20 protein-coding genes are annotated in these 18,901 nt (G+C 62.6%); 14 read left to right on the top strand and 6 right to left on the bottom strand.

What is annotated here, in order from left to right; genetic code table 11:
- The first annotated feature begins 48 nt into the window (after positions 1-48).
- The 5 genes from EOA16_RS20565 to EOA16_RS20545 all read left to right on the top strand — a co-directional run bounded on the left by EOA16_RS20565 (position 49) and on the right by EOA16_RS20545 (position 4,370).
- Complete coding sequence (locus EOA16_RS20565; protein WP_245455986.1) at positions 49-753, top strand: hypothetical protein; 705 nt, start codon at positions 49-51, stop codon at positions 751-753.
- Between the two features lie 308 nt (positions 754-1,061).
- Positions 1,062-1,385 (top strand): hypothetical protein, encoded by a 324-nt coding sequence (locus EOA16_RS20560; RefSeq protein ID WP_127259908.1) that lies wholly within the window; start codon positions 1,062-1,064, stop codon positions 1,383-1,385.
- A 32-nt stretch (positions 1,386-1,417) separates the two neighbouring features.
- Complete coding sequence (gene msrA / locus EOA16_RS20555; protein ID WP_127259907.1) at positions 1,418-2,083, top strand: peptide-methionine (S)-S-oxide reductase MsrA; 666 nt, start codon at positions 1,418-1,420, stop codon at positions 2,081-2,083.
- 208 nt (positions 2,084-2,291) lie between these two features.
- Complete coding sequence (locus EOA16_RS20550; protein WP_127259906.1) at positions 2,292-3,281, top strand: BMP family ABC transporter substrate-binding protein; 990 nt, start codon at positions 2,292-2,294, stop codon at positions 3,279-3,281.
- A gap of 18 nt (positions 3,282-3,299) precedes the next feature.
- Complete coding sequence (locus EOA16_RS20545; protein ID WP_127259905.1) at positions 3,300-4,370, top strand: hypothetical protein; 1,071 nt, start codon at positions 3,300-3,302, stop codon at positions 4,368-4,370.
- 39 nt (positions 4,371-4,409) lie between these two features.
- Here EOA16_RS20545 and EOA16_RS20540 read toward each other — a convergent pair whose 3' ends face one another.
- Positions 4,410-4,808, bottom strand: a complete 399-nt coding sequence (locus EOA16_RS20540) for a hypothetical protein (protein ID WP_127260003.1) — start codon at positions 4,806-4,808, stop codon at positions 4,410-4,412.
- 22 nt (positions 4,809-4,830) lie between these two features.
- Complete coding sequence (locus EOA16_RS20535) at positions 4,831-5,037, bottom strand: SlyX family protein (RefSeq protein WP_206517352.1); 207 nt, start codon at positions 5,035-5,037, stop codon at positions 4,831-4,833.
- A 232-nt stretch (positions 5,038-5,269) separates the two neighbouring features.
- On the opposite strand from EOA16_RS20535, the gene EOA16_RS20530 reads away from it, so the two are divergent.
- The 6 genes from EOA16_RS20530 to deoA are packed head-to-tail and all read left to right on the top strand — an operon-like array spanning position 5,270 to position 11,519.
- On the top strand, positions 5,270-6,802 hold the full coding sequence (locus tag EOA16_RS20530) for an ABC transporter ATP-binding protein (protein WP_127259903.1): 1,533 nt from the start codon (positions 5,270-5,272) through the stop codon (positions 6,800-6,802).
- Positions 6,799-7,938, top strand: coding sequence for an ABC transporter permease (locus tag EOA16_RS20525; protein WP_127259902.1), 1,140 nt, complete (start codon positions 6,799-6,801; stop codon positions 7,936-7,938). The genes EOA16_RS20530 and EOA16_RS20525 overlap by 4 nt, the downstream gene beginning before the upstream one ends.
- A 1-nt stretch (position 7,939) precedes the next feature.
- Entirely contained in the window at positions 7,940-8,911 is a 972-nt protein-coding gene (locus EOA16_RS20520) for an ABC transporter permease (RefSeq protein WP_027037672.1), read from the top strand.
- 56 nt (positions 8,912-8,967) lie between these two features.
- Entirely contained in the window at positions 8,968-9,360 is a 393-nt protein-coding gene (gene cdd, locus EOA16_RS20515; RefSeq protein ID WP_013529630.1) for a cytidine deaminase, read from the top strand.
- Between the two features lie 30 nt (positions 9,361-9,390).
- The gene (locus EOA16_RS20510) at positions 9,391-10,200 is read left to right on the top strand and encodes a purine-nucleoside phosphorylase (RefSeq protein WP_127259901.1); all 810 of its coding nucleotides are present in this window, start codon (positions 9,391-9,393) and stop codon (positions 10,198-10,200) included.
- Positions 10,200-11,519: a thymidine phosphorylase gene (gene deoA / locus EOA16_RS20505; protein ID WP_127259900.1), complete on the top strand. Its 1,320-nt coding sequence runs from the start codon at positions 10,200-10,202 to the stop codon at positions 11,517-11,519. Before EOA16_RS20510 ends, deoA begins: the two co-directional genes overlap by 1 nt.
- Before the next feature lie 64 nt (positions 11,520-11,583).
- Here the strand turns inward: deoA and EOA16_RS20500 are convergent, their stop codons facing one another.
- The 3 genes from EOA16_RS20500 to EOA16_RS20485 form a co-directional block, all read right to left on the bottom strand.
- The gene (locus EOA16_RS20500; RefSeq protein ID WP_127259899.1) at positions 11,584-12,147 is read right to left on the bottom strand and encodes a TIGR02281 family clan AA aspartic protease; all 564 of its coding nucleotides are present in this window, start codon (positions 12,145-12,147) and stop codon (positions 11,584-11,586) included.
- Between the two features lie 224 nt (positions 12,148-12,371).
- Positions 12,372-13,001, bottom strand: a complete 630-nt coding sequence (gene upp, locus EOA16_RS20490; protein ID WP_023812571.1) for a uracil phosphoribosyltransferase — start codon at positions 12,999-13,001, stop codon at positions 12,372-12,374.
- 146 nt (positions 13,002-13,147) lie between these two features.
- Positions 13,148-14,122 (bottom strand): adenosine deaminase, encoded by a 975-nt coding sequence (locus EOA16_RS20485; protein WP_127259897.1) that lies wholly within the window; start codon positions 14,120-14,122, stop codon positions 13,148-13,150.
- A gap of 133 nt (positions 14,123-14,255) precedes the next feature.
- On the opposite strand from EOA16_RS20485, the gene ubiE reads away from it, so the two are divergent.
- The 3 genes from ubiE to coaBC all read left to right on the top strand — a co-directional run bounded on the left by ubiE (position 14,256) and on the right by coaBC (position 18,205).
- A complete protein-coding gene (ubiE, locus tag EOA16_RS20480; RefSeq protein ID WP_127259896.1) occupies positions 14,256-15,032 on the top strand; it encodes a bifunctional demethylmenaquinone methyltransferase/2-methoxy-6-polyprenyl-1,4-benzoquinol methylase UbiE in 777 nt (258 codons plus the stop codon).
- Positions 15,033-15,102: 70 nt separating this feature from the next.
- Entirely contained in the window at positions 15,103-16,677 is a 1,575-nt protein-coding gene (ubiB, locus tag EOA16_RS20475; RefSeq protein WP_127259895.1) for a 2-polyprenylphenol 6-hydroxylase, read from the top strand.
- Between the two features lie 73 nt (positions 16,678-16,750).
- Positions 16,751-18,205 (top strand): bifunctional phosphopantothenoylcysteine decarboxylase/phosphopantothenate--cysteine ligase CoaBC, encoded by a 1,455-nt coding sequence (coaBC, locus tag EOA16_RS20470; RefSeq protein ID WP_206517351.1) that lies wholly within the window; start codon positions 16,751-16,753, stop codon positions 18,203-18,205.
- An 82-nt stretch (positions 18,206-18,287) separates the two neighbouring features.
- Here the strand turns inward: coaBC and EOA16_RS20465 are convergent, their stop codons facing one another.
- Positions 18,288-18,866: an invasion associated locus B family protein gene (locus tag EOA16_RS20465; RefSeq protein ID WP_127259894.1), complete on the bottom strand. Its 579-nt coding sequence runs from the start codon at positions 18,864-18,866 to the stop codon at positions 18,288-18,290.
- Positions 18,867-18,901: the final 35 nt, after the last annotated feature.

The following is an 18,901-nucleotide window of genomic DNA, read 5'->3' as shown; positions in this document are numbered from 1 at the left end:
CGGAGTTGCCTGTCGGGTGCCGAGGCTTTGCGGGGGCATTGTGCGGACATGACATCGAGCAATGGACAGACGCCAGTCAGGCGGCCGGACAGCGGGCTGTCCTTCGTGCCGGTGGGCTGGCTTGTCTTCGTCATGGCGTGGTCGGTCTACGGCCTGATCTCCGCCTGGCCGGTGGTCGGCGCCACCGGCCTGCCAGACAGTGTGTTTTACCTTATCTATGGCGGGCTCGCCGTCGACATCGTCACCATCCTGTGGGGGCTTTACCTGCTCGGCCTCGCCTTCGGCCGCTCGGCCCGCTTCCGGCGCCGGTTCACCATCTGGCAGATTTCCATAATCGTCGGGCTGCTGGTCATCCATGCCTATGCACTCACGGTGCCGGGATTCGTCTTTTCGGGCCAGGCGCTTGCCATCACCGGCGCCGAAATCGCCATCGGCGCTCTCTGCATCTATCTTCTTCGCCAAGGATCCGAAGCCGATGCCGTTTATGTCAGTCCGGAAACCGGAAGCCCATCGGCCTTCGCCTCGGTCATCGCCGCGCTGCTCGGCATCGTCCTGGGTGCGGTCATCGGCGCCGTGGGCGGATTCGCCATCGGCTCGGTGATTGCTGATGCCACCGAGATGAGCTGTTTCGAAGGCGCCTGCGGCTATTTCGCCGTGTTCACCGGCCTGGCCGGCCTGGTGATCGGCGCCATTGGCGGCGGCGTCTTTGCCGTCTGGCGTGTCCATCGGCGCAAAAGGAAGCTGGCCGCATAGTTCGCGCAGGGCACCGGATCCGGGTTCCCCCCGGCTTTAGAGACTTCGCCGGCGCGTCGGTTTGCGAGGCACCAAACGCAAAAACCCGCCTGTGCGGCGGGTCGTCGGCGCAAGTCAGCACCATGCCGGAATTGTTAGCATAGCTGCCCTCACATGTCAATGAAAAGCCACCCGACCGACTGTCGTCCGGCCTTCTGTTGACCTGAGTCTGGAGTCTGCAAATTCGCGTATGGCGATTGCGATCCAGCCATGCGCATTCTATTTCTGAAAGGCCCCTCGGGAGGGGACCAGCCCGGAGGAGGGTTCTGATGTTTCGCTTCGTCTTTCGTCTTGCCGCAATGATCGCGCTGTCGATTTCCGTCATCATGGCGGTGCTCGACGCGACACGCACGGTGGCGGCCTCCGTGCTGGTGCTGACCCCGCTCAACACCAGTTGGCTGGCGGTCTCGCCCGACACGCGGGCCGCCTTCGAGACCTTCATCCGAACCAAGGCCAGCCCGCTGCTGTGGGACGGCGCCATCGCCTGGGTGCTGAACCAGCCGGGCTTCGCCGTGTTCGCGGTGCTGGCTTTCCTGCTCTATGCGATAGGCTACAGGCGGCAACGTCGCGCCGGACAGTTCGTCGCAAACTGATCCGCTTTCCGCGAAGAGAGGGAAACCCGCGCATGTTCTTTCTCAGCGACATGCTGAACAAGAAGCTCAATCTGCCGAAGCCCTCCGAGGCCCTGCCGGGCCGCGCCAGGGCGATCCCGACCGCATCCAGGCACAAGGTCTTGAAAAGACCGCTCAAAGGTCCTTATCCCGAGAGGCTGGAGACGGCGATCTTCGGACTGGGTTGCTTCTGGGGTGCGGAGCGGCTGTTCTGGCAGATCGAAGGGGTCTGGGTCACGGCGGCCGGTTATGCCGGCGGCTTCACGCCCAATCCGACCCATCAGGAGACCTGCACCGGGCTTACCGGTCATGCCGAAGTGGTGCTGGTGGTCCATGACCCCGAGATCGTCTCCTATGCCGGGCTTCTGAAGCTGTTCTGGGAAAGCCACGACCCCACGCAAGGCATGCGCCAGGGCAATGATGTCGGCACCGCCTATCGGTCCGCGATCTACGCGAGCGACGAGGCGCAATTGTCGGCGGCGAGCGCCTCGCGCGACGCGTATGAGACCTCGCTGCGCGGTGCCGGCCACGGCAGGATCACCACCGAGATCGCCCCGGCGGCCGAATTCTACTTCGCCGAAGCCGATCACCAGCAATATCTGGCGAAGAACCCTTACGGCACTTGCAACCTCAAAGGCACCGGCGTCGCCTGCGCCATCCCTGCTGCCGCGTCCGCGTAACACTTGGCGCAAGGACAAGCTGCGGTGCGGCTTGCCCGCACCAAGCTTTTCCAAAAGGTCAAAATTCCGCGTGAATTTTGTTTCGGGCCATGCCAGATTGCCGCCGAGCGGGAGGGAGTACACTCCTGGCTGACGTCGCATGCCTGCCGGAGAACCGGGCCGGCATGCGGTGCGTAACGGAAAAAATAACCGACAGGGTGTGGATCACATGAAACGTATCGTTCTCGGCCTCCTGGCCGCAACCGCAATGGTTCTTCCGGCTTTCGCCGCGGATGTCCAGCCGGCCATCCTCTATGATCTCGGCGGCAAATTCGACAAATCCTTCAACGAGGCTGCCTATCACGGCGCCGAGAAATTCAAGACGGAAACCGGCACGGCCTACGTCGAATTCGAGGTCTCCAATGCCTCGCAGCGTGAGCAGGCGCTGCGCCGCTTCGCCGAGGACGGTCACAATCCGATCGTCATGGCCGGCTTCGCTTGGGAGGATGCGCTGAAGAAGGTCGCGGCCGAATATCCCGATCTCAACTTCGCCATCATCGACGACGCCGTCGACATGCCCAATGTCCGCTCGCTGGTATTCAAGGAAAACGAAGGCTCCTATCTCGTCGGCATCATGGCGGCGATGGCCTCGAAGTCCAAGAAGGTCTCCTTCGTCGGCGGCATGGACATCCCGCTGATCCGCAAGTTCGAATGCGGCTATGTCGGCGGCGCCAAATCGGCCGGCGCGACCGATGTCATCCAGAACATGACGGGTGACACGCCGGCTGCCTGGAACGATCCGGCCAAGGGCGGCGAGATCGCCAAGACGCAGATCGACCAGGGCTCCGACGTGGTCTATGCCGCGGCAGGCGGCACTGGCGTCGGCGTGCTGCAGGCTGCGGCGGATGCCGGCAAGCTCGGCATCGGTGTCGATTCCAACCAGAACGGCCTGCAGCCCGGCAAGGTGCTGACCTCGATGCTGAAGCGCGTCGACGTCGCCGTCTACACCGCCTTCATGGACGGCAAGAACGGCACCTTCAAGGGCGGCGTCGAGAATCTGGGCCTTAAGGAAGGCGGCGTCGACTACGCCATGGACGACAACAACAAGGCGCTGGTGACGGACGAGATGAAGACGGCCGTCGAAAAGGCCAAGGCCGACATCATCGCCGGCAAGATCGAAGTGCACGACTATACGGCTGATAACGCCTGCCCCTATTGAGCGCATAGATTAAGTTACGTGGCGATCTTCTTCAGAAAAAAGAACGCCGGCAAAGACGCCGGCGTTTTTTTGGGTAGCGTAGTAGCTACCGATTCGATTTGGCCCCCATGGGGTAATGACGATCCATTTATTGCTGATTGTTTTCAAAACGGAATCAATGATCTGGGGTTTAGATGCGGGCGACTCAATACCAAGCACCTTTCTAGATTTATTGACTATATTGAAATTGGTATCGGCCTCTGTAATTGGGAAGAATATTTTGAATCTGTGCGAAAAGGCGATCCATCCGCCTTTGAAAAAGAAGTAAATTGGAATGAAAAGCCAAAATCCTTTGATGGCGGTCCAGTTTGCCTAGTAAGGTTTGAGGGATTTCTTAACAAAAAAGCCCTTATCGATTTGGCCGAAGCGAAAAATAGCATAGTAGGGCGTGATATTAGGTGGGATCTTCAAAAGATTATAAATAATTTCGGTTGCGCGATTAACATTGCAAGACCCGGCTGCTTTTCTTTCAATCCCAGCGATTCCGAATCGGATCGACATAGAGGCATCGGAGCCTTCAATGGCTTTTGGCGATATATTCATACAATGAATGACAAAGTTGGATGGCCAACCTTTCGACAATTCAGCACTCCATCCGTTTGGGACTGGTATTCTAAGATGCCGGGCGTTGTTACAGGTGACACATCGTCAGGCGTGTCCAGAGCGCTATCGATATACACTAGACTCTTCCGTCAGCACTACATGAGTGACGAATTGCAAGATATCGTGTGGAGCGTCGCCGGAATCGAGTCGGTTTTAGGCGAGTCGGGCTACACGATAGTGGGAGCCTTGAAGTCAAAGCTAAAAGTGATATTCCCTGGCATAGAGACGGCGAAAATAGACATAGAGAAGTCGATCGGAAAAATGTATGGTATAAGATCATCTTTGGTACATGGATCTGAACGATTAAACGGAAGATTCAATTTGGACGAACCTAAGTCGACTGATGACATTCACGAGACATTCGCCGCTTGCATTCTTCTTGGTCTTATCCAAGTTGCATACCAGAGAAAGATAGATGAATTTAAGTTCGAACACGTTTTTGTGTAATATCTATCTTCTATAGCACTCACTTCGATTTACGTCAGCTTACAACTTGCCCGCCAGATAGCCCAGCGCAAACGCCGCTAACAGCCCGATGGCGACGGCAAATCCGCGCTGGCCGCCAACTGCATGCAGGCCGAAGCCGTGCGACCGCTGCGACAGGCTTCGGATCGCCGGGCGCGGCCCAGCATCATTGCCGCCCAGACCAACGCTGCGCATCTGCGGCAATTCGGCGAGGCGTTGCGTAACCAGAGCCCAATGATTGGCGCCGGCTGGTTTTTCCGCACGGTCGAAGATGTGCATGCGTTCGGCAAGCTGCACGACCGCGTCGCGGAAGGCGGGATCGATCTCGAGGTCGCGCTCTGCCCTTTCACGTTCCGCATCGTTCATAAGACCGAGCACATAGTCGCCGGCCCGCGCGATGCGATCGCTTTCACTGACCACGGCGTGCACCTTCCCTTTTTCCTCACCAGTGCGGCGGCTTGGTCACCGGCACTTCATCTCCTGTCTGCTCCTCCAGCGCCAGGAAGCGATCCGTCAGCGAGTCGAGCTTGCGCTGCATGCGCTCGATCACTTTCCACTGCTCGGCGATCTGGCCGGACAGTTCCTCGATGGTCTTCTCCTGCTCGGCGGCGCGGATCTCCAGCGTCGTCAGCCGGTCGGCGGGCATAATCATGTGAATTCCCCAGTCTTCACCGCGATGGTCTTGCGCCGTGATGTTCTTGCGCCGTGATGCGAATTTCGGCTCCGTCATACTAGCGAATGTGAAGGCCCCGGCCACGTTGCAAATTGACAAGCGCACCGGGATTTGTCGAGAGTGAACCTGCTCCGCCAATTGGCACGGGCTGAGCGTCATGCTAGGCGTTTTGACCAAGCGATAAAAAAATAAGAGTGGGACAGGCTGCATGGCGCAAGCCGCAATCGAGTTGATCGGCATCAACAAGAGTTTTGGTGCGGTGCGCGCCAACCGGGACATCAATCTTGAGATCGGTCGCGGCACGATCCACGGCATTGTCGGCGAGAACGGAGCTGGCAAATCGACGCTGATGTCGATCCTCTACGGCTTCTACCAGGCCGACAGCGGCGAGATCCGCGTTGGCGGCCAGCCGGCCTCGATCAAGACCCCCAATGACGCAATCGCACTCGGCATCGGCATGGTGCATCAGCACTTCATGCTGGTCGACAATTTCACGGTGCTGGAGAACGTCATCCTCGGCGCCGAAAGCGATGCGCTGCTGAAGAAGAGCATCGCCAAGGCGCGCTCCGAACTGGAGCGGCTGGAGCGTGAATACGGGCTGGAAGTCGATCCCGATGCAATCATCGAGGAACTGCCGGTCGGCCTGCAGCAGCGTGTCGAGATCCTGAAGGCACTCTACCGCGGCGCCGAGATCCTGATCCTCGACGAGCCGACGGGCGTTTTGACACCGGCCGAGGCCGACCATCTTTTCCGTATCCTCGGGCAGCTGAAGGACCAGGGCAAGACGGTGGTGCTGATCACCCACAAATTGCGCGAGATCATGGCCATCACCGACACCGTGTCGGTGATGCGCCAGGGCACGATGGTGGCGACGCGCGAGACAGCCAAGACCACGGTCGAGGAATTGGCCGAGCTGATGGTCGGGCGGCGCGTGCTCTTGCGGGTCGAGAAGGGCGAGGCGGCAGCCGGCGGGGTCAAGCTCGCGGTCAAGAACCTGACGGTGAAGGATACGCGCGGCGTCACCATGGTCGACGACATCTCCTTCGATATCAGGGCGGGCGAGATCGTCGGCATCGCCGGCGTCGCCGGCAACGGACAATCCGAACTGCTCGAGGCGATTTCCGGCATCAGGCGCGCTGTTTCCGGGTCTGTCATGCTCGACGGCAAGCCGATCGACCTGACCGGCGCCGCCGACCCGGGCGAATTGCGCGACCGCGGCCTGGCGCATGTGCCGGAGGACCGCCATCACGTCGGGCTGGTGCTGGCCTTCGAGGAGAACGAGAACTCGATCCTCGGCTATCACGATGATCCCCGCTATCTCCGGGGCCCTTTCCTCAACATCGATGCCATCCGCAACGATGCCAGGGACAGAATAGCCAAATACGACATCCGCCCGGCCGACTGCCGGCTGAAGACCGCCAATTTCTCCGGCGGCAACCAGCAGAAGATCGTGCTGGCGCGGGAGATGGAACAGGACCCGGGTGTTCTGATCGTTGGCCAGCCGACACGCGGCGTCGACGTCGGCGCCATCGAGTTCATCCACAAGCGCCTGATCGCCATGCGCGACCAAGGCAAGGCGGTGCTGGTGGTGTCGGTCGAGCTGGACGAGATCCGTTCGCTGTCCGACCGTATCCTGGTGATGTTTGCCGGCCGCATCGTCGGCGAGCGCGGCCCGGAAGCGACCGAGGGCGAACTCGGCCTGCTGATGGCCGGCATCGAGCACCAGGAGGCAGCACTTTGAGCACGCCTTACGCCAAACTGCCGGCCTGGGCCGACTATGGCCTGATCCCGCTGATCAATCTGTTCGTCGCCTTCGTCGTCGCCGGCTTCGTCGTGCTTCTGGTCGGCGAGAATCCGCTCCGCGCCGCCGTCATCCTGGTCGAGGGCGCCTTCGGCAAGGGCACAGGCATCGCCTTCACCCTCTTCTATGCCACTACGTTCATCTTCACCGGGCTTTCGGTGGCGGTGGCAGCGCATTGCGGCCTGTTCAACATCGGCACCGAGGGGCAGGCCTACATCGCCGGCCTCGGCATCGCCATCGTCTGCCTGAGCTTCGACAGTACACTGCCATGGTGGCTGACCTTCCCGCTGGCGATCATTGCAGCGGCGGCGGTGGGCGCATTGTGGGCGCTGATCCCGGCCTATCTGCAGGCCAAGCGTGGCTCGCACATCGTCATCACCACCATCATGTTCAACTTCATCGCCGCCTCGATCATGGTTTACCTGCTGGTCGGCCCTTTGAAGCCAGCCGCCTCGCAAGCGCCGCAGACGCGCAACTTCCTCGCCGGCGCGGAATTACCCAAGCTCAACTGGATCATCGAGCTGTTCGGCGCCAAGATCCGTTCGGCGCCGCTCAACGTCACCTTCCTGCTGGCGCTGGTCATGGCCTTTCTGGTCTGGCTGCTGATCTGGCGCACCAAGCTCGGCTATGAGATGCGCACCTACGGTCACAGCCCGAAGGCGGCACGCTATGCCGGCATTTCCGAAACCCGCATCATCATCCCCGCCATGATGATCTCGGGCGGGCTGGCCGGCATGATGGCGCTCAATCCGGTGATGGGCGATCAGCACAATGTCGCCATCGACTTCGTTTCCGGCGCCGGCTTCGTCGGCATCGCCGTGGCGCTGATGGGCCGCCTGCACCCTGTCGGCATCGTGCTTGCGGCGATTCTGTTCGGCATGCTCTACCAGGGCGGCGCCGAACTCGCCTTCGAGATGCCGGCAATCAGCCGCGACATGATCGTCATCATTCAAGGCTTGGTCATCCTGTTTGCCGGTGCCCTCGAGCATATGTTCCGGCCCTACATCCAGGCGCTATTCGCCTCGTTCAGTCCGCGATCGGTCGGCATGGAAGCGGTCAAGGGGAAAGGTGCCTGAGATGGATGTGTTCAACGCGATCATCCAGACATTGGACTCCACCATCCGCCTCTCGGTGCCGCTGCTGCTTGCCTGCCTCGCCGGGCTCTATTCGGAACGCGCCGGCATCTTCGACATCGGCCTCGAAGGCAAGATGCTGGTCGGCGCCTTCGCTGGTGCTGCGGCCGCTTCCGTGTTCCATTCGGCCTTTCTCGGCCTCGGCATGGCGATCCTGATCTCGGTCGCCTTCGCCATGATCCACGGCTTTGCCTCGATCACCCATCGCGGCAACCAGATCGTCTCCGGCGTCGCGATCAATTTCATCGCCGCCGGCTCGACCATCATCCTCGGCCAGGCCTGGTTCCAGCAGGGCGGGCGCACGCCGGCGCTGCAACCGGGCGAGCGCTTCGAGGCCATCACCCTGCCGGGTGCCGAGGCCATCCGCGACGTGCCGATCATCGGACCGATCTATGCCGAGCTCCTGTCAGGCCACTCGATCCTGGTCTATCTTGCCTTCCTGATGGTGCCGTTCACCTGGTGGGTGCTGTTTCGCACCCGTTTTGGCCTCAGGCTGCGCGCCGTAGGCGAGAACCCGGCCGCCGTCGACACCGCCGGCATATCGGTCGCCTGGCTGCGCTACAGGGCGCTGATCTGCACCGGCATCCTCACCGGCATTGCCGGCGCCTACCTGTCGATGGTGCAAAATGGCGGCTTCGTGAAGGACATGACGGCCGGCAAGGGCTACATCGCGCTGGCAGCCCTGATCTTCGCCAAGTGGAAGCCGGTCAACGCCATGTTCGCCTGCCTTCTGTTCGGCTTCCTCGACGCGGCGTCGATCCGCCTGCAAGGCTCGCCGCTGCCCATCATCGGCAAGGTGCCGGCGCAATTCATGCAGGCGCTGCCCTACATCCTCACCGTCATCCTGCTCGCCGGCTTCATCGGCAAGGCAATCCCGCCCCGCGCCGGCGGCGTGCCTTATGTCAAGGAACGTTGAGCGGCAGGTCGGCTTTGCGCCGGGTTTTGAACACGATCATCGGAGAGAACACCTGAATGTCGCATGATCTGTTCGAGGCCGCCAAGGCCGCCATGGCCAAGGCCTACGCGCCCTATTCCAAGTTTCCGGTCGGCGCTGCCTTGCGCACCGAGGACGGGCGCGTCTTTACCGGCGCCAACATCGAAGTCGCCTCCTATCCGGAAGGCTGGTGCGCCGAGACCACGGCGCTCGGCCACTACATCATGGGCGGCGGCGGCAAGATCGTGGAGATCGCCGTCCTTGCCGAACGCATGGCCAAATGCTCGCCTTGCGGCGGCTGCCGCCAGCGGCTTGCCGAATTCTGCCGGCCGGAAACAAAGCTCTATCTCTGCGACAATGCCGGTGTGGCCGAGACCGTGACCATGGGCGACATGCTGCCCTATGGCTTCCGCGGCGATATTTTGAAATGAACAACGGGCTCAAATGAACAGCTGGCAGCGATGACGGAAAAAGCCCTGGATCATCTCGTCGAAAGGCTGGACGGCCTGGCGCCGGCCACGGCACTGGTGCTCGGTTCGGGCCTCGGCGGTCTGGTCGACCAGATCGAGGACCCGATCCGCATCTCCTATGCCGACCTGCCGGGTTTTCCAAGAAGCGGTGTCACCGGGCACGCTGGCGAAGTGGTGGCAGGGCTGTTTGCCGGCGTGCCGGTGCTGATGCTGTCGGGCCGCGCCCATTACTACGAGCACGGCGTTGCCGCGGCGATGCGGCCGGTGCTGGAAGTGCTTGCCGGCATCGGCATCACGAAACTGATCCTCACCAATGCCGCCGGCTCGGTCGATCCGGACATGCCGCCGGGCTCGGTGATGCTGATATCGGACCACATCAATTTCTCGGGCACCAACCCGCTGATCGGCGAACCAAGCGACCGGCGTTTCGTCGGCCTGACCGAAGCCTATGATGCCGGCATCCGCCAGGCCATCGAACGGGCGGCAAATGCGACGGGCACCACCCTGCACAAGGGCGTCTATATGTGGTTCTCCGGCCCATGCTTCGAAACGCCGGCCGAAATCCGCATGGCGCGCATCATGGGCGCCAATGCGGTCGGCATGTCGACCGTACCGGAGGTCATTCTCGCCCGCTTCCTCGGACTGCGCGTCGCCGCCTGTTCGGTCATCACCAATTTGGCGGCCGGCATGACCGGGGCCGAGCTTTCGCACCAGGAGACCAAGGACATGGCGCCGGTCGGCGGCGCGCGGCTGGCGACGATCCTGCAGCGCGTGTTCCGCGACGGACTGCTGGAGATCTGATGCTTCCCCAGGAAATCATCCGCCGCAAGCGCGATGGCCTCAGGCTGTCGGAAGAGGAGATCGCCGGCTTCGTCGAGGGCGTGACGTCGGGCGCCGTCACGGACGGCCAGGCCGGCGCCTTCGCCATGGCGGTGTTCTTCAACGGCATGAACCGCGACGAGGCCGTGGCGCTGACGCTGGCGATGCGCGATTCCGGCGATGTGCTCGACTGGTCGGACCTGCCCGGCCCGGTCACCGACAAGCATTCGACCGGCGGCGTCGGCGATAATGTCTCGCTGATGCTGGCGCCGATCGTCGCTGCCTGCGGCGCCTATGTGCCGATGATCTCGGGCCGTGGCCTTGGCCACACCGGCGGTACGCTGGACAAGATGGATGCCATCCCCGGCTACGTCAGCCAGCCCGATGTAGCGCTGTTTCGCAAGGCGGTGCTCGAAACAGGCTGTGCCATCATCGGCCAGACCGCCGACCTCGCGCCCGCCGATCGACGGCTCTATGCGATCCGCGACGTCTCCGGCACGGTCGAATCGGTGCCGCTGATCACCGCTTCGATCCTGTCGAAGAAGCTGGCGGCCGGGCTGCAATCGCTGGTGCTCGACGTCAAGGTCGGCAACGGCGCCTTCATGGAAAAATCGCGCGACGCCACCGCACTCGCCAACAGCCTGGTTGAGATCGCCAACGGGGCCGGACTGAAGGCCTCGGCGTTGATCACCGGCATGAACGAGCCGCTGGCGTCGGCCGCCGGCAACGCCGTCGAGGTGCGCAATGCCGTTGATTTCCTCACCGGCCGGTTTCGCGACCGGAGGCTCGAGGACGTGACGCTGGCGCTGGCCGCCGAAATGCTGCAGTCGGCCGGGCTGGTGTCGTCCAACCAGGATGGCATGCGGCGCGCCACCGAGACGCTCGCCAGCGGTCGCGCCGCCGCCACCTTCGCACGCATGGTGGCCGCGCTTGGCGGCCCCGCCGATTTCATCGAGAAGCCGGAAAAATACCTGCCAGCGGCGGCGATCGAATTTGCCGTCAAGGCGACCGCAAATGGCTTCGTCACCGGCATCGCCACCCGCGACATCGGGCTCGCCGTGGTCGGCCTGGGAGGTGGGCGCACGCGGCCGGACGACAAGGTCGACCCCGCGGTCGGCATCACCAGGCTGTTGCCGGTCGGTGCGGAGGTTGGGGTCGGCGAGCCGCTGGCGCTGGTCCATGCCCGCTCATCGGCCGATGCCGAGACCGCTGCCATAACCGTGCTTTCGGCCTATACGGTCGGCGCCTCGAAGCCGCCCGCCGACAAGTCGGTCATCCGGCGGATTTTGCCGCGCGGCTAGAGCAATTCCAGGAAAAGTGTGAAGCGGTTATCCGTCCGGAATTGCGTCAAAAGCAGTAACGCCTTTACTGGACGAGCAGCAGCGTGCCGTTCTCGACCTGGTATTTGTCGAGCCGGTTGAGGAAGCTCATGCCGATCAGATTGGTGCGCAGCGCCCTGTCGTCGAGCACGATGGTCTGGACGTCGTTGACCGTGATGTTGCCGATCTGCAGGCGGTCGATCATGGCCACGGCCGCCTTGATGGTGCCGTTGGCTGTGTTGACCTCGCGGTTGAAGTCCGAAGCGTTCAGCGACAGGCCGATCCTGCGTGCCGTCGAAATGTTGATGGCGACCAGCGTGGCGCCGGTGTCGATCATGCCGTCGACCTGACGTCCATTGAGCTTGAAGGCCGATGAGAAATGTCCGCGCTCGTCTGCCGACACGACCACCTTGCGGCCCATCGGCAGCGGTGCCGCGGGCTTGCTGGGCACCGATGCCAGATTGACGTCCGGTTGGGCTTCGGCCGCTTGTTTGCCCGGCACCGCCGACCTCAGCAGGTTTTCGACGAGTTGCGGATTCGACTGATACACAATCGGTATCGATGCCGATGTGCCGGCGAAAACGGCGAGGATCAGAAGTTTGCGCAGCATGGATCGGCCTCGCCGCATGACCCCGAAAATCGGGATCGATTTTCGGAAAGGCTCATGCGCAAAATCAAAGTGCTACAGCGTCCTTTGCGCGTCCGAAATGGACGCTCGGCGCTGTAGTGACAGCCGATCGTTAAGCCCGGATGGTGTTTGCCGCTTTAACGCGCGCCAAAACCGCGCCTTTGCGTAAATATTTGGTAAATCGTACCAGGCGACTTTGCCTGATATTACTTGGTCCCGTACATGCGGTCGCCGGCGTCGCCGAGGCCGGGCATGATGTAGCCCTTCTCGTTGAGCTGGCGGTCGATCGAAGCGGTGAAGACGGGAACGTCCGGATGCGCCTTGATGAAGCGCTCGATGCCTTCGGGCGCCGCCAGCAGGCAAAGGAAACGGATGTTGGTGGCGCCGCGCTCTTTCAGCTTGTCGATCGCCGCGATCGCCGAATTGGCGGTCGCCAGCATCGGATCGACGACGATCACCAGCCGGTCCGCGAGATCGCTCGGCGCCTTGAAGAAATACTCGACCGCTTCCAGCGTTTCGTGATCGCGGTAGAGACCGACATGGGCGACGCGCGCCGCGGGTACCAGGTCGAGCAGGCCTTCCAGCAAGCCGTTGCCGGCGCGCAGCACCGAGGCGAAGACCAGTTTCTTGCCCTCAAGCGTCGGCGCTTCCATGGTTTCCATCGGCGTTTCGATGGTCGTCGTCGTCAGTTCGAGGTTGCGGGTGACCTCGTAGCCGAGCAGCAGCGATATCTCGCGTAGCAGCCGGCGAAAGCCGGCCGTCGAGGTTTCCTTCTTGCGCATGATGGTCAGCTTGTGCTGGACAAGCGGATGGTCGACGACGGTGACGCCCTTCATGGTGTTCTCCTGATGCCTGCGCCCGAAAATGCGCGCATGGCCCTTTCGGACGCGCCGCGCTTCAAGCTGCCTGGGCGAACCCTAGCGGCAATGCGCCGGCCAAGGAACCGCTTGGCCCGCACCGACCACAGCTTTGTCGGCGGAAATCAGCGCGCCGCTCCGTTCAACCGGGCAAGAAGAGCCGTCTTGGTCTTTTTGTCGACAAAAGCGGCCTCGATGGCCGTTCTGGTGACGGCGGCCAGCGCCTTTTCGTTCATCGAGAAATGCTCGGCGGCAATGTCGTATTCGCGCTTCAGCGAGGTCCAGAAATAGGGCGGATCGTCGGAATTGAGCGTCACCTTGCAGCCGGCCGCCTGCAGGGCCGGAAACGGATGATCGGCGAAACTGTCGAACACCTTGAGCGCGATGTTGGAACCGGGGCAGCATTCCAGCACGACGCCCTCGTCGGCGATGCGCCGGACGAGGTCCGGGTTCTCGATGGCGCGAACGCCATGGCCGATGCGGGACGGACGGATATGATCGAGCGCCGCCTGGACCGTCTCCCAGCCCGTCAGTTCGCCGGCATGGATGGTGATGCCGAGCCCCGCCTCACGGGCGATCTCGAAAGCCCTGACATAGTCCTCCATATCGCCGATGCGCTCATCACCGGCGACGCCGAAACCGGTGACCAGCGGATGCCCGCAGCGCGCCGCGAAACGCGCCGCCTGCTCGATCGACTCGACGCCGACATGGCGCACGCCGGTGACGATCATGCGGCCCTCGATGCCGGTCTTGGCCTTTGCGCGGGCCATGCCTTCGCCGAGCGCATCGGTATAGGCTTTCGGCGACAGGCCGGCCTTTTTCGCGTGGTCCGGCGAGGTGAACACCTCGGAATAGATGGCGCCATCGCGAGCGAGACTGGTCAGATAATGGTCGGCCAGCCGCGCATAGTCCTCCTCGGTCCGGAACAGATCGGCGGAAAAATCGTAAGCGGCAAGGAACGATGTGAAATCGTGCCAGACGAAGGAACCGTTCTGGATATAGGGCGAGGTGTCCTTGCCGTATTTCTGCGCCTGGCGGATGACGAGTTCGGGCGCCGCTGCCCCTTCGATGTGGCAGTGCAGTTCCGCTTTCAAAGGCATTCAATCATCCCGTCGGTCCGTCCAGGTCTCGAAACCCGCCACCTGGAAGCGCGGCTGAACACCGCGCCTTAAACAATAGCGCCCGCACCATCGATCGGCTATGGTCCCGCCGGTTTTATGACGGATCAAAAAAATGTCAGTTGAGAGAACCACGGCCGCGGGCGGCATGGAAACCTCCTATGGTTTCAAGCGTGTAGGGGCTGGCGACAAGCAGTCCCTGGTCAACGATGTTTTCCACAAGGTCGCCAACCGTTACGACCTGATGAACGATCTGATGTCGGCCGGCCTGCACCGGCTGTGGAAGGACGCCATGGTCACCTGGCTCAATCCTCCAAAAAGGCTCGGCTGGCGCGTGCTGGACGTTGCCGGCGGCACCGGCGACATCGCCTTCCGCATCGTCGATGCCAGCCACGGCAATGCCCAAGCCACCGTGCTCGACATCAATGGCTCGATGCTGGCTGTCGGCCGCGACCGGGCCGAAAAGAAAGGCCTGTCCGGCAACACCGATTTCGTCGAGGCCAACGCCGAGGAACTGCCCTTTGCCGACGCCACATTCGATGCCTACACCATCGCTTTCGGCATCCGCAACGTCCCGCGCATCGAGGTGGCCTTGGGCGAAGCGTTTCGCGTGCTGAAGCCCGGCGGGCGCTTCCTGTGCCTGGAGTTTTCCGAGGTCGAGATGCCGCTGCTCGACAAGGCCTACGAAGCCTGGTCGTTCAACGCCATCCCCAAGATCGGCAAGATGGTCACTGGCGACGGCGAACCCTATTCCTATCTGGTCGAATCGATCGCCAGGTTTCCCAATCAGCAGAATTTCGCGACGATGATTTCCCACGCCGGCTTCGACCGCGTTTCCTTCCGCAACTATTCCGGCGGTATTGCAGCACTTCATTCGGGCTGGAAGCTTTGAGGCCGGACCGCATTTCTCACAATCGACGCGTGCTATGCCGGTTCAAAGAGCCGGCAGGATTGGCGCTGCCATGAGCAATGTCAGTGCAGGATTCCGGCTCGTAAGGGCCGGCTGGGTGCTGGTCCGCGAGGGTGTCGTCGCCGCCTTGCCCGGTGAGGAACTGTCCGGCCTGCCGAAATTCGGCTGGCGGATGGCGCGGCTGTTCACCCGCCGCCGCGCGCTGGCCTATGAGCGCAGCGACCGGCTGGCAAAGGCGGTCGTCCGGCTCGGTCCATCTTATGTAAAGCTCGGCCAGTTCCTGGCGACACGGCCCGACGTCGTCGGCAACGACATGGCGCTCGATCTCGCCATGTTGCAGGACAAGATGCACACCTTCCCCAGGGCTGAAGCCATCGCGGCCATCGAGGCTTCGCTCGGGCGCAAGGTCGGCGATCTCTATACGCAATTCGGCGATCCGGTCGCAGCCGCCTCCATCGCCCAGGTCCATGCCGCCGATGCCATGCATGACGGCGTTGCCACCAAGGTTGCGGTCAAGGTGATCCGTCCCGGCGTGCGCCGCCGCTTCTTCCAGGATCTCGAAAGCTATTTCCTCGCCGCCCGCCTGCAGGAAAAATACATCCCGTCGTCACGCCGGCTGCGGCCGGTCGAGGTCACCCAGACGCTGGCGCAGACCACCAAGATCGAGATGGATCTTCGCCTCGAGGCGGCGGCTCTCTCGGAACTCGGCGAAAGCACCAGGGATGACCCCGGCTTTCGCGTGCCGTCCGTCGACTGGGAGCGCACCGGCCGCGACGTGTTGACCATGGAATGGGTCGACGGCGTCAAGATGAACGACATTGCCGGCCTGGATGCTGCCGGCCACGATCTGAAGGCGATCGCCGCCAACCTCATCCAGTCGTTCCTGCGCCACACGCTGCGCGACGGCTTCTTCCATGCCGACATGCACCCGGGCAACCTCTTCGTCGAGGCAAACGGCACGATCGTCGCCGTCGATCTCGGCATTGCCGGACGTCTCGGTAAGAAGGAGCGCCGTTTCCTCGCCGAAATCCTCTACGGCTTCATCACGCGCGACTATCTGCGCGTCGCCGAAGTGCATTTCGAGGCCGGCTATGTGCCGCGCCAGCACAATGTCGCGGCCTTCGCGCAGGCGATTAGGGCTATCGGCGAACCGATCCATGGCCAGCCGGCCGAGACCATCTCGATGGCCAAGCTTCTGACCCTGCTGTTCGAGGTCACCGAGCTCTTCGACATGGCGACGCGGCCCGAATTGATCCTGCTGCAGAAGACCATGGTCGTGGTCGAGGGCGTGGCGCGCACGCTCGACCCGGCCTTCAACATGTGGAAGACGGCCGAGCCGGTGGTCGGCGACTGGATATCAGGCAATCTTGGACCGCGTGGCATGATGATCGATGCGCGCGATGGCGCCAAGGCGCTGCTGACACTGGCCCGCCAGGTGCCCGAGCTTGCGGCGCGCACCGACCGGCTGTCGCGCGAGATCGACCTGATGGCGGAGCACGGCCTGCGCTTCGACGAAACCACCGCCCACGCCATCGGCAAAGCCGAGGCGCGCTACAGCCGCTCCGGCCGCTGGGCGCTCTGGGTGATTGCGTTGACGCTCGTCTATATCGCCTGGAAGCTGATCTGAGCGACAGCAATGACGGCATTGCTGTCATTGCATGCATTGTGTTCGTTGCCTATGTTAGAGCAAGGAGCAGCCCATGGGCACAATAACAGTCCGCAATCTTGACGACAGCGTGAAGCAGGTGCTTCGCGAGCGCGCTGCCGCGCGTGGCGTTTCGATGGAGCAGGAAGTGCGGGATGCCTTGCGTGACTTGGCAATCCCAAACAAGATCGAGGATGGAGCGTGGCGGCTGAAGACTTCACGTGACGAAATCTTGGCGCTCGGACGGAGGCCAGAACGACAGGAACTGGTCTCGGGCATGCCCCTCTCCGACAAGCGCATCCTGCTCATCATCGGCGGCGGTATCGCCGCCTACAAGGCGCTCGACCTGATCCGCCGGCTGCGCGAGCGCGAGGCTGCGGTTCGGGTGGTCATGACATCAGCCGCGCAGGAATTCGTCACCACGCTGTCGGTCGGCGCGCTCTCCGCCGACCATGTCTTTACCGAGCTGTTCGACCGCAATGACGAGCACGATGTCGGCCATATCAGGCTGTCGCGCGAGGCCGATCTGCTGGTTGTGGCGCCCGCCACCGCCGACCTGATGGCGAAGCTCGCAAACGGCCACGCCAACGATCTGGCCTCCACCGTGCTCATCGCCACCGACAAGCCGGTGCTGATGGCGCCGGCCATGAACCCCAGAATGTGGGCGCATCCGGCCACCCGCCGCAACCGCGTGACGCTGCAGAAGGACGGCGTCACCTTCGTCGGTCCGGCCAAGGGCGAGATGGCCGAAAGCAATGAAGCGGGCGAAGGCCGCATGGCCGAACCGCTGCAGATCGTTGCTGCGATCGAGGCGCTGCTCGATGTCGGCCCCAGGCCGCTGTCGGGGCGCAAGATCATCGTCACCTCCGGCCCGACCCATGAGCCGATCGACCCGGTGCGCTACATCGCCAACCGTTCGTCCGGCAAGCAGGGCCATGCCATCGCCGCGGCACTGGCCAGGCTCGGCGCCGATGTGCACCTCGTCTCCGGCCCTGTCGGCATCGCCGATCCGGCAGGCGTGAAGACCATCCATGTCGAACGTGCGCAAGAGATGCGCGACGCGGTGGAACAGCTCCTGCCCGCAGACGCGGCAGTGTTCGTCGCCGCCGTGGCCGACTGGCGAACCGAGAATTCAGCCGGTGAGAAGATCAAGAAGGTCGTGGGCGAAGGGCCGCCGGTGCTGCGCATGGTCGAGAATCCCGACATCCTCGCCGGCGTCGGCCATCACAGCCAGCGACCCGGCCTGGTTATCGGCTTCGCCGCCGAGACACAGGATCTCCTGCCCAACGCCGAGGCCAAGCTCAAGAAGAAAGGCGCCGATCTCATCGTTGCCAACGACGTGTCGCAGGGAAGCGGCGTCGGTTTTTCGGGCGTGATGGGCGGCGATCGCAACCGGGTGCGGATCGTGTCAAAGGCCAGTGTCGAGGAATGGCCGGAGATGAGCAAGGACGATGTGGCGGCGCGGCTCGCCGCCCTGATCGCCGAAAGACTTAAAACGATCGTCGTTTGAGTTGAAAGACGTTCTGCTGCAGTAACGCACCGCCCTGCCGCGAGACGGCATTCAGGCGCGCTTCAAGTCCTGCGGCTCTAAATCAATTGGTCAAAAGCTCGGCGGTCCGGGCAAGCGCGCCGGCGAAGCCGTTGAGCGGAATGGAAAAGCTCACCGCTTGTCCGGTGTCTGCCGCGAAAGCGTCGATCTTCAGTGTGGTGCCTGATTTCAGCAGCGGCGTGACAGTCGCATCGAACACCACCGGAACCAGACAGCCGACGACCTGGCAGGTGTTGAACGCCAGGCTGCCGTCAAGCTTCTGATCGTCGATGGTCAGGCTCACTCCCTTGGCCAGCGCCAGGCCGAACGGCAGCGCAAGCGTTCCCGTCGCATCCTCGCCGGTCTTGCTCGACAGCTCGATCGCCAGCAGCCGCTGATTGTTTTGCTTGTTGAATTGCTGATGCGACAGGCTGCAGGTCTTGGCCGTGCCCGATATCTGGCAATTGACCGTCCAGTCGCCGTGGGTTTCGGACAGTGCCGACGCGCCGCCGGGCAACTGCGGCGCGCCGGTGGCAGCCGGTGCCGCGACCGCCTTGTCGCTCTTGGTTTGCGCCGCCACGGCCGGCACACCGAGGGTGCAGGCAACACCCAGCATCGCCACGAAATACGCGTACTTCCTCATCAAGATCCCTCCCGCCCGGCTCCGCCTCGGGCCAG

It is taken from the genome of Mesorhizobium sp. M7A.F.Ca.US.008.03.1.1 (genome assembly GCF_003997495.1).
Classification (GTDB): Bacteria; Pseudomonadota; Alphaproteobacteria; order Rhizobiales; family Rhizobiaceae; genus Mesorhizobium.
Note: the sequence above shows the minus strand (reverse complement) of the source record. Positions and strands in the feature narration are given on the sequence as shown.

Coding starts and splice junctions, on each gene's coding strand:
- EOA16_RS20565 (WP_245455986.1), top strand. CDS start 49: ATGACATCGAGCAATGGACAGACGCCAGTCAGGCGGCCGGACAGCGGG.
- EOA16_RS20560 (WP_127259908.1), top strand. CDS start 1,062: ATGTTTCGCTTCGTCTTTCGTCTTGCCGCAATGATCGCGCTGTCGATT.
- msrA (WP_127259907.1), top strand. CDS start 1,418: ATGTTCTTTCTCAGCGACATGCTGAACAAGAAGCTCAATCTGCCGAAG.
- EOA16_RS20550 (WP_127259906.1), top strand. CDS start 2,292: ATGAAACGTATCGTTCTCGGCCTCCTGGCCGCAACCGCAATGGTTCTT.
- EOA16_RS20530 (WP_127259903.1), top strand. CDS start 5,270: ATGGCGCAAGCCGCAATCGAGTTGATCGGCATCAACAAGAGTTTTGGT.
- EOA16_RS20520 (WP_027037672.1), top strand. CDS start 7,940: ATGGATGTGTTCAACGCGATCATCCAGACATTGGACTCCACCATCCGC.
- cdd (WP_013529630.1), top strand. CDS start 8,968: ATGTCGCATGATCTGTTCGAGGCCGCCAAGGCCGCCATGGCCAAGGCC.
- EOA16_RS20510 (WP_127259901.1), top strand. CDS start 9,391: ATGACGGAAAAAGCCCTGGATCATCTCGTCGAAAGGCTGGACGGCCTG.
- deoA (WP_127259900.1), top strand. CDS start 10,200: ATGCTTCCCCAGGAAATCATCCGCCGCAAGCGCGATGGCCTCAGGCTG.
- EOA16_RS20500 (WP_127259899.1), bottom strand. CDS start 12,147: ATGCTGCGCAAACTTCTGATCCTCGCCGTTTTCGCCGGCACATCGGCA.
- upp (WP_023812571.1), bottom strand. CDS start 13,001: ATGAAGGGCGTCACCGTCGTCGACCATCCGCTTGTCCAGCACAAGCTG.
- EOA16_RS20485 (WP_127259897.1), bottom strand. CDS start 14,122: ATGCCTTTGAAAGCGGAACTGCACTGCCACATCGAAGGGGCAGCGGCG.
- ubiE (WP_127259896.1), top strand. CDS start 14,256: ATGTCAGTTGAGAGAACCACGGCCGCGGGCGGCATGGAAACCTCCTAT.
- ubiB (WP_127259895.1), top strand. CDS start 15,103: ATGAGCAATGTCAGTGCAGGATTCCGGCTCGTAAGGGCCGGCTGGGTG.
- coaBC (WP_206517351.1), top strand. CDS start 16,751: ATGGGCACAATAACAGTCCGCAATCTTGACGACAGCGTGAAGCAGGTG.
- EOA16_RS20465 (WP_127259894.1), bottom strand. CDS start 18,866: ATGAGGAAGTACGCGTATTTCGTGGCGATGCTGGGTGTTGCCTGCACC.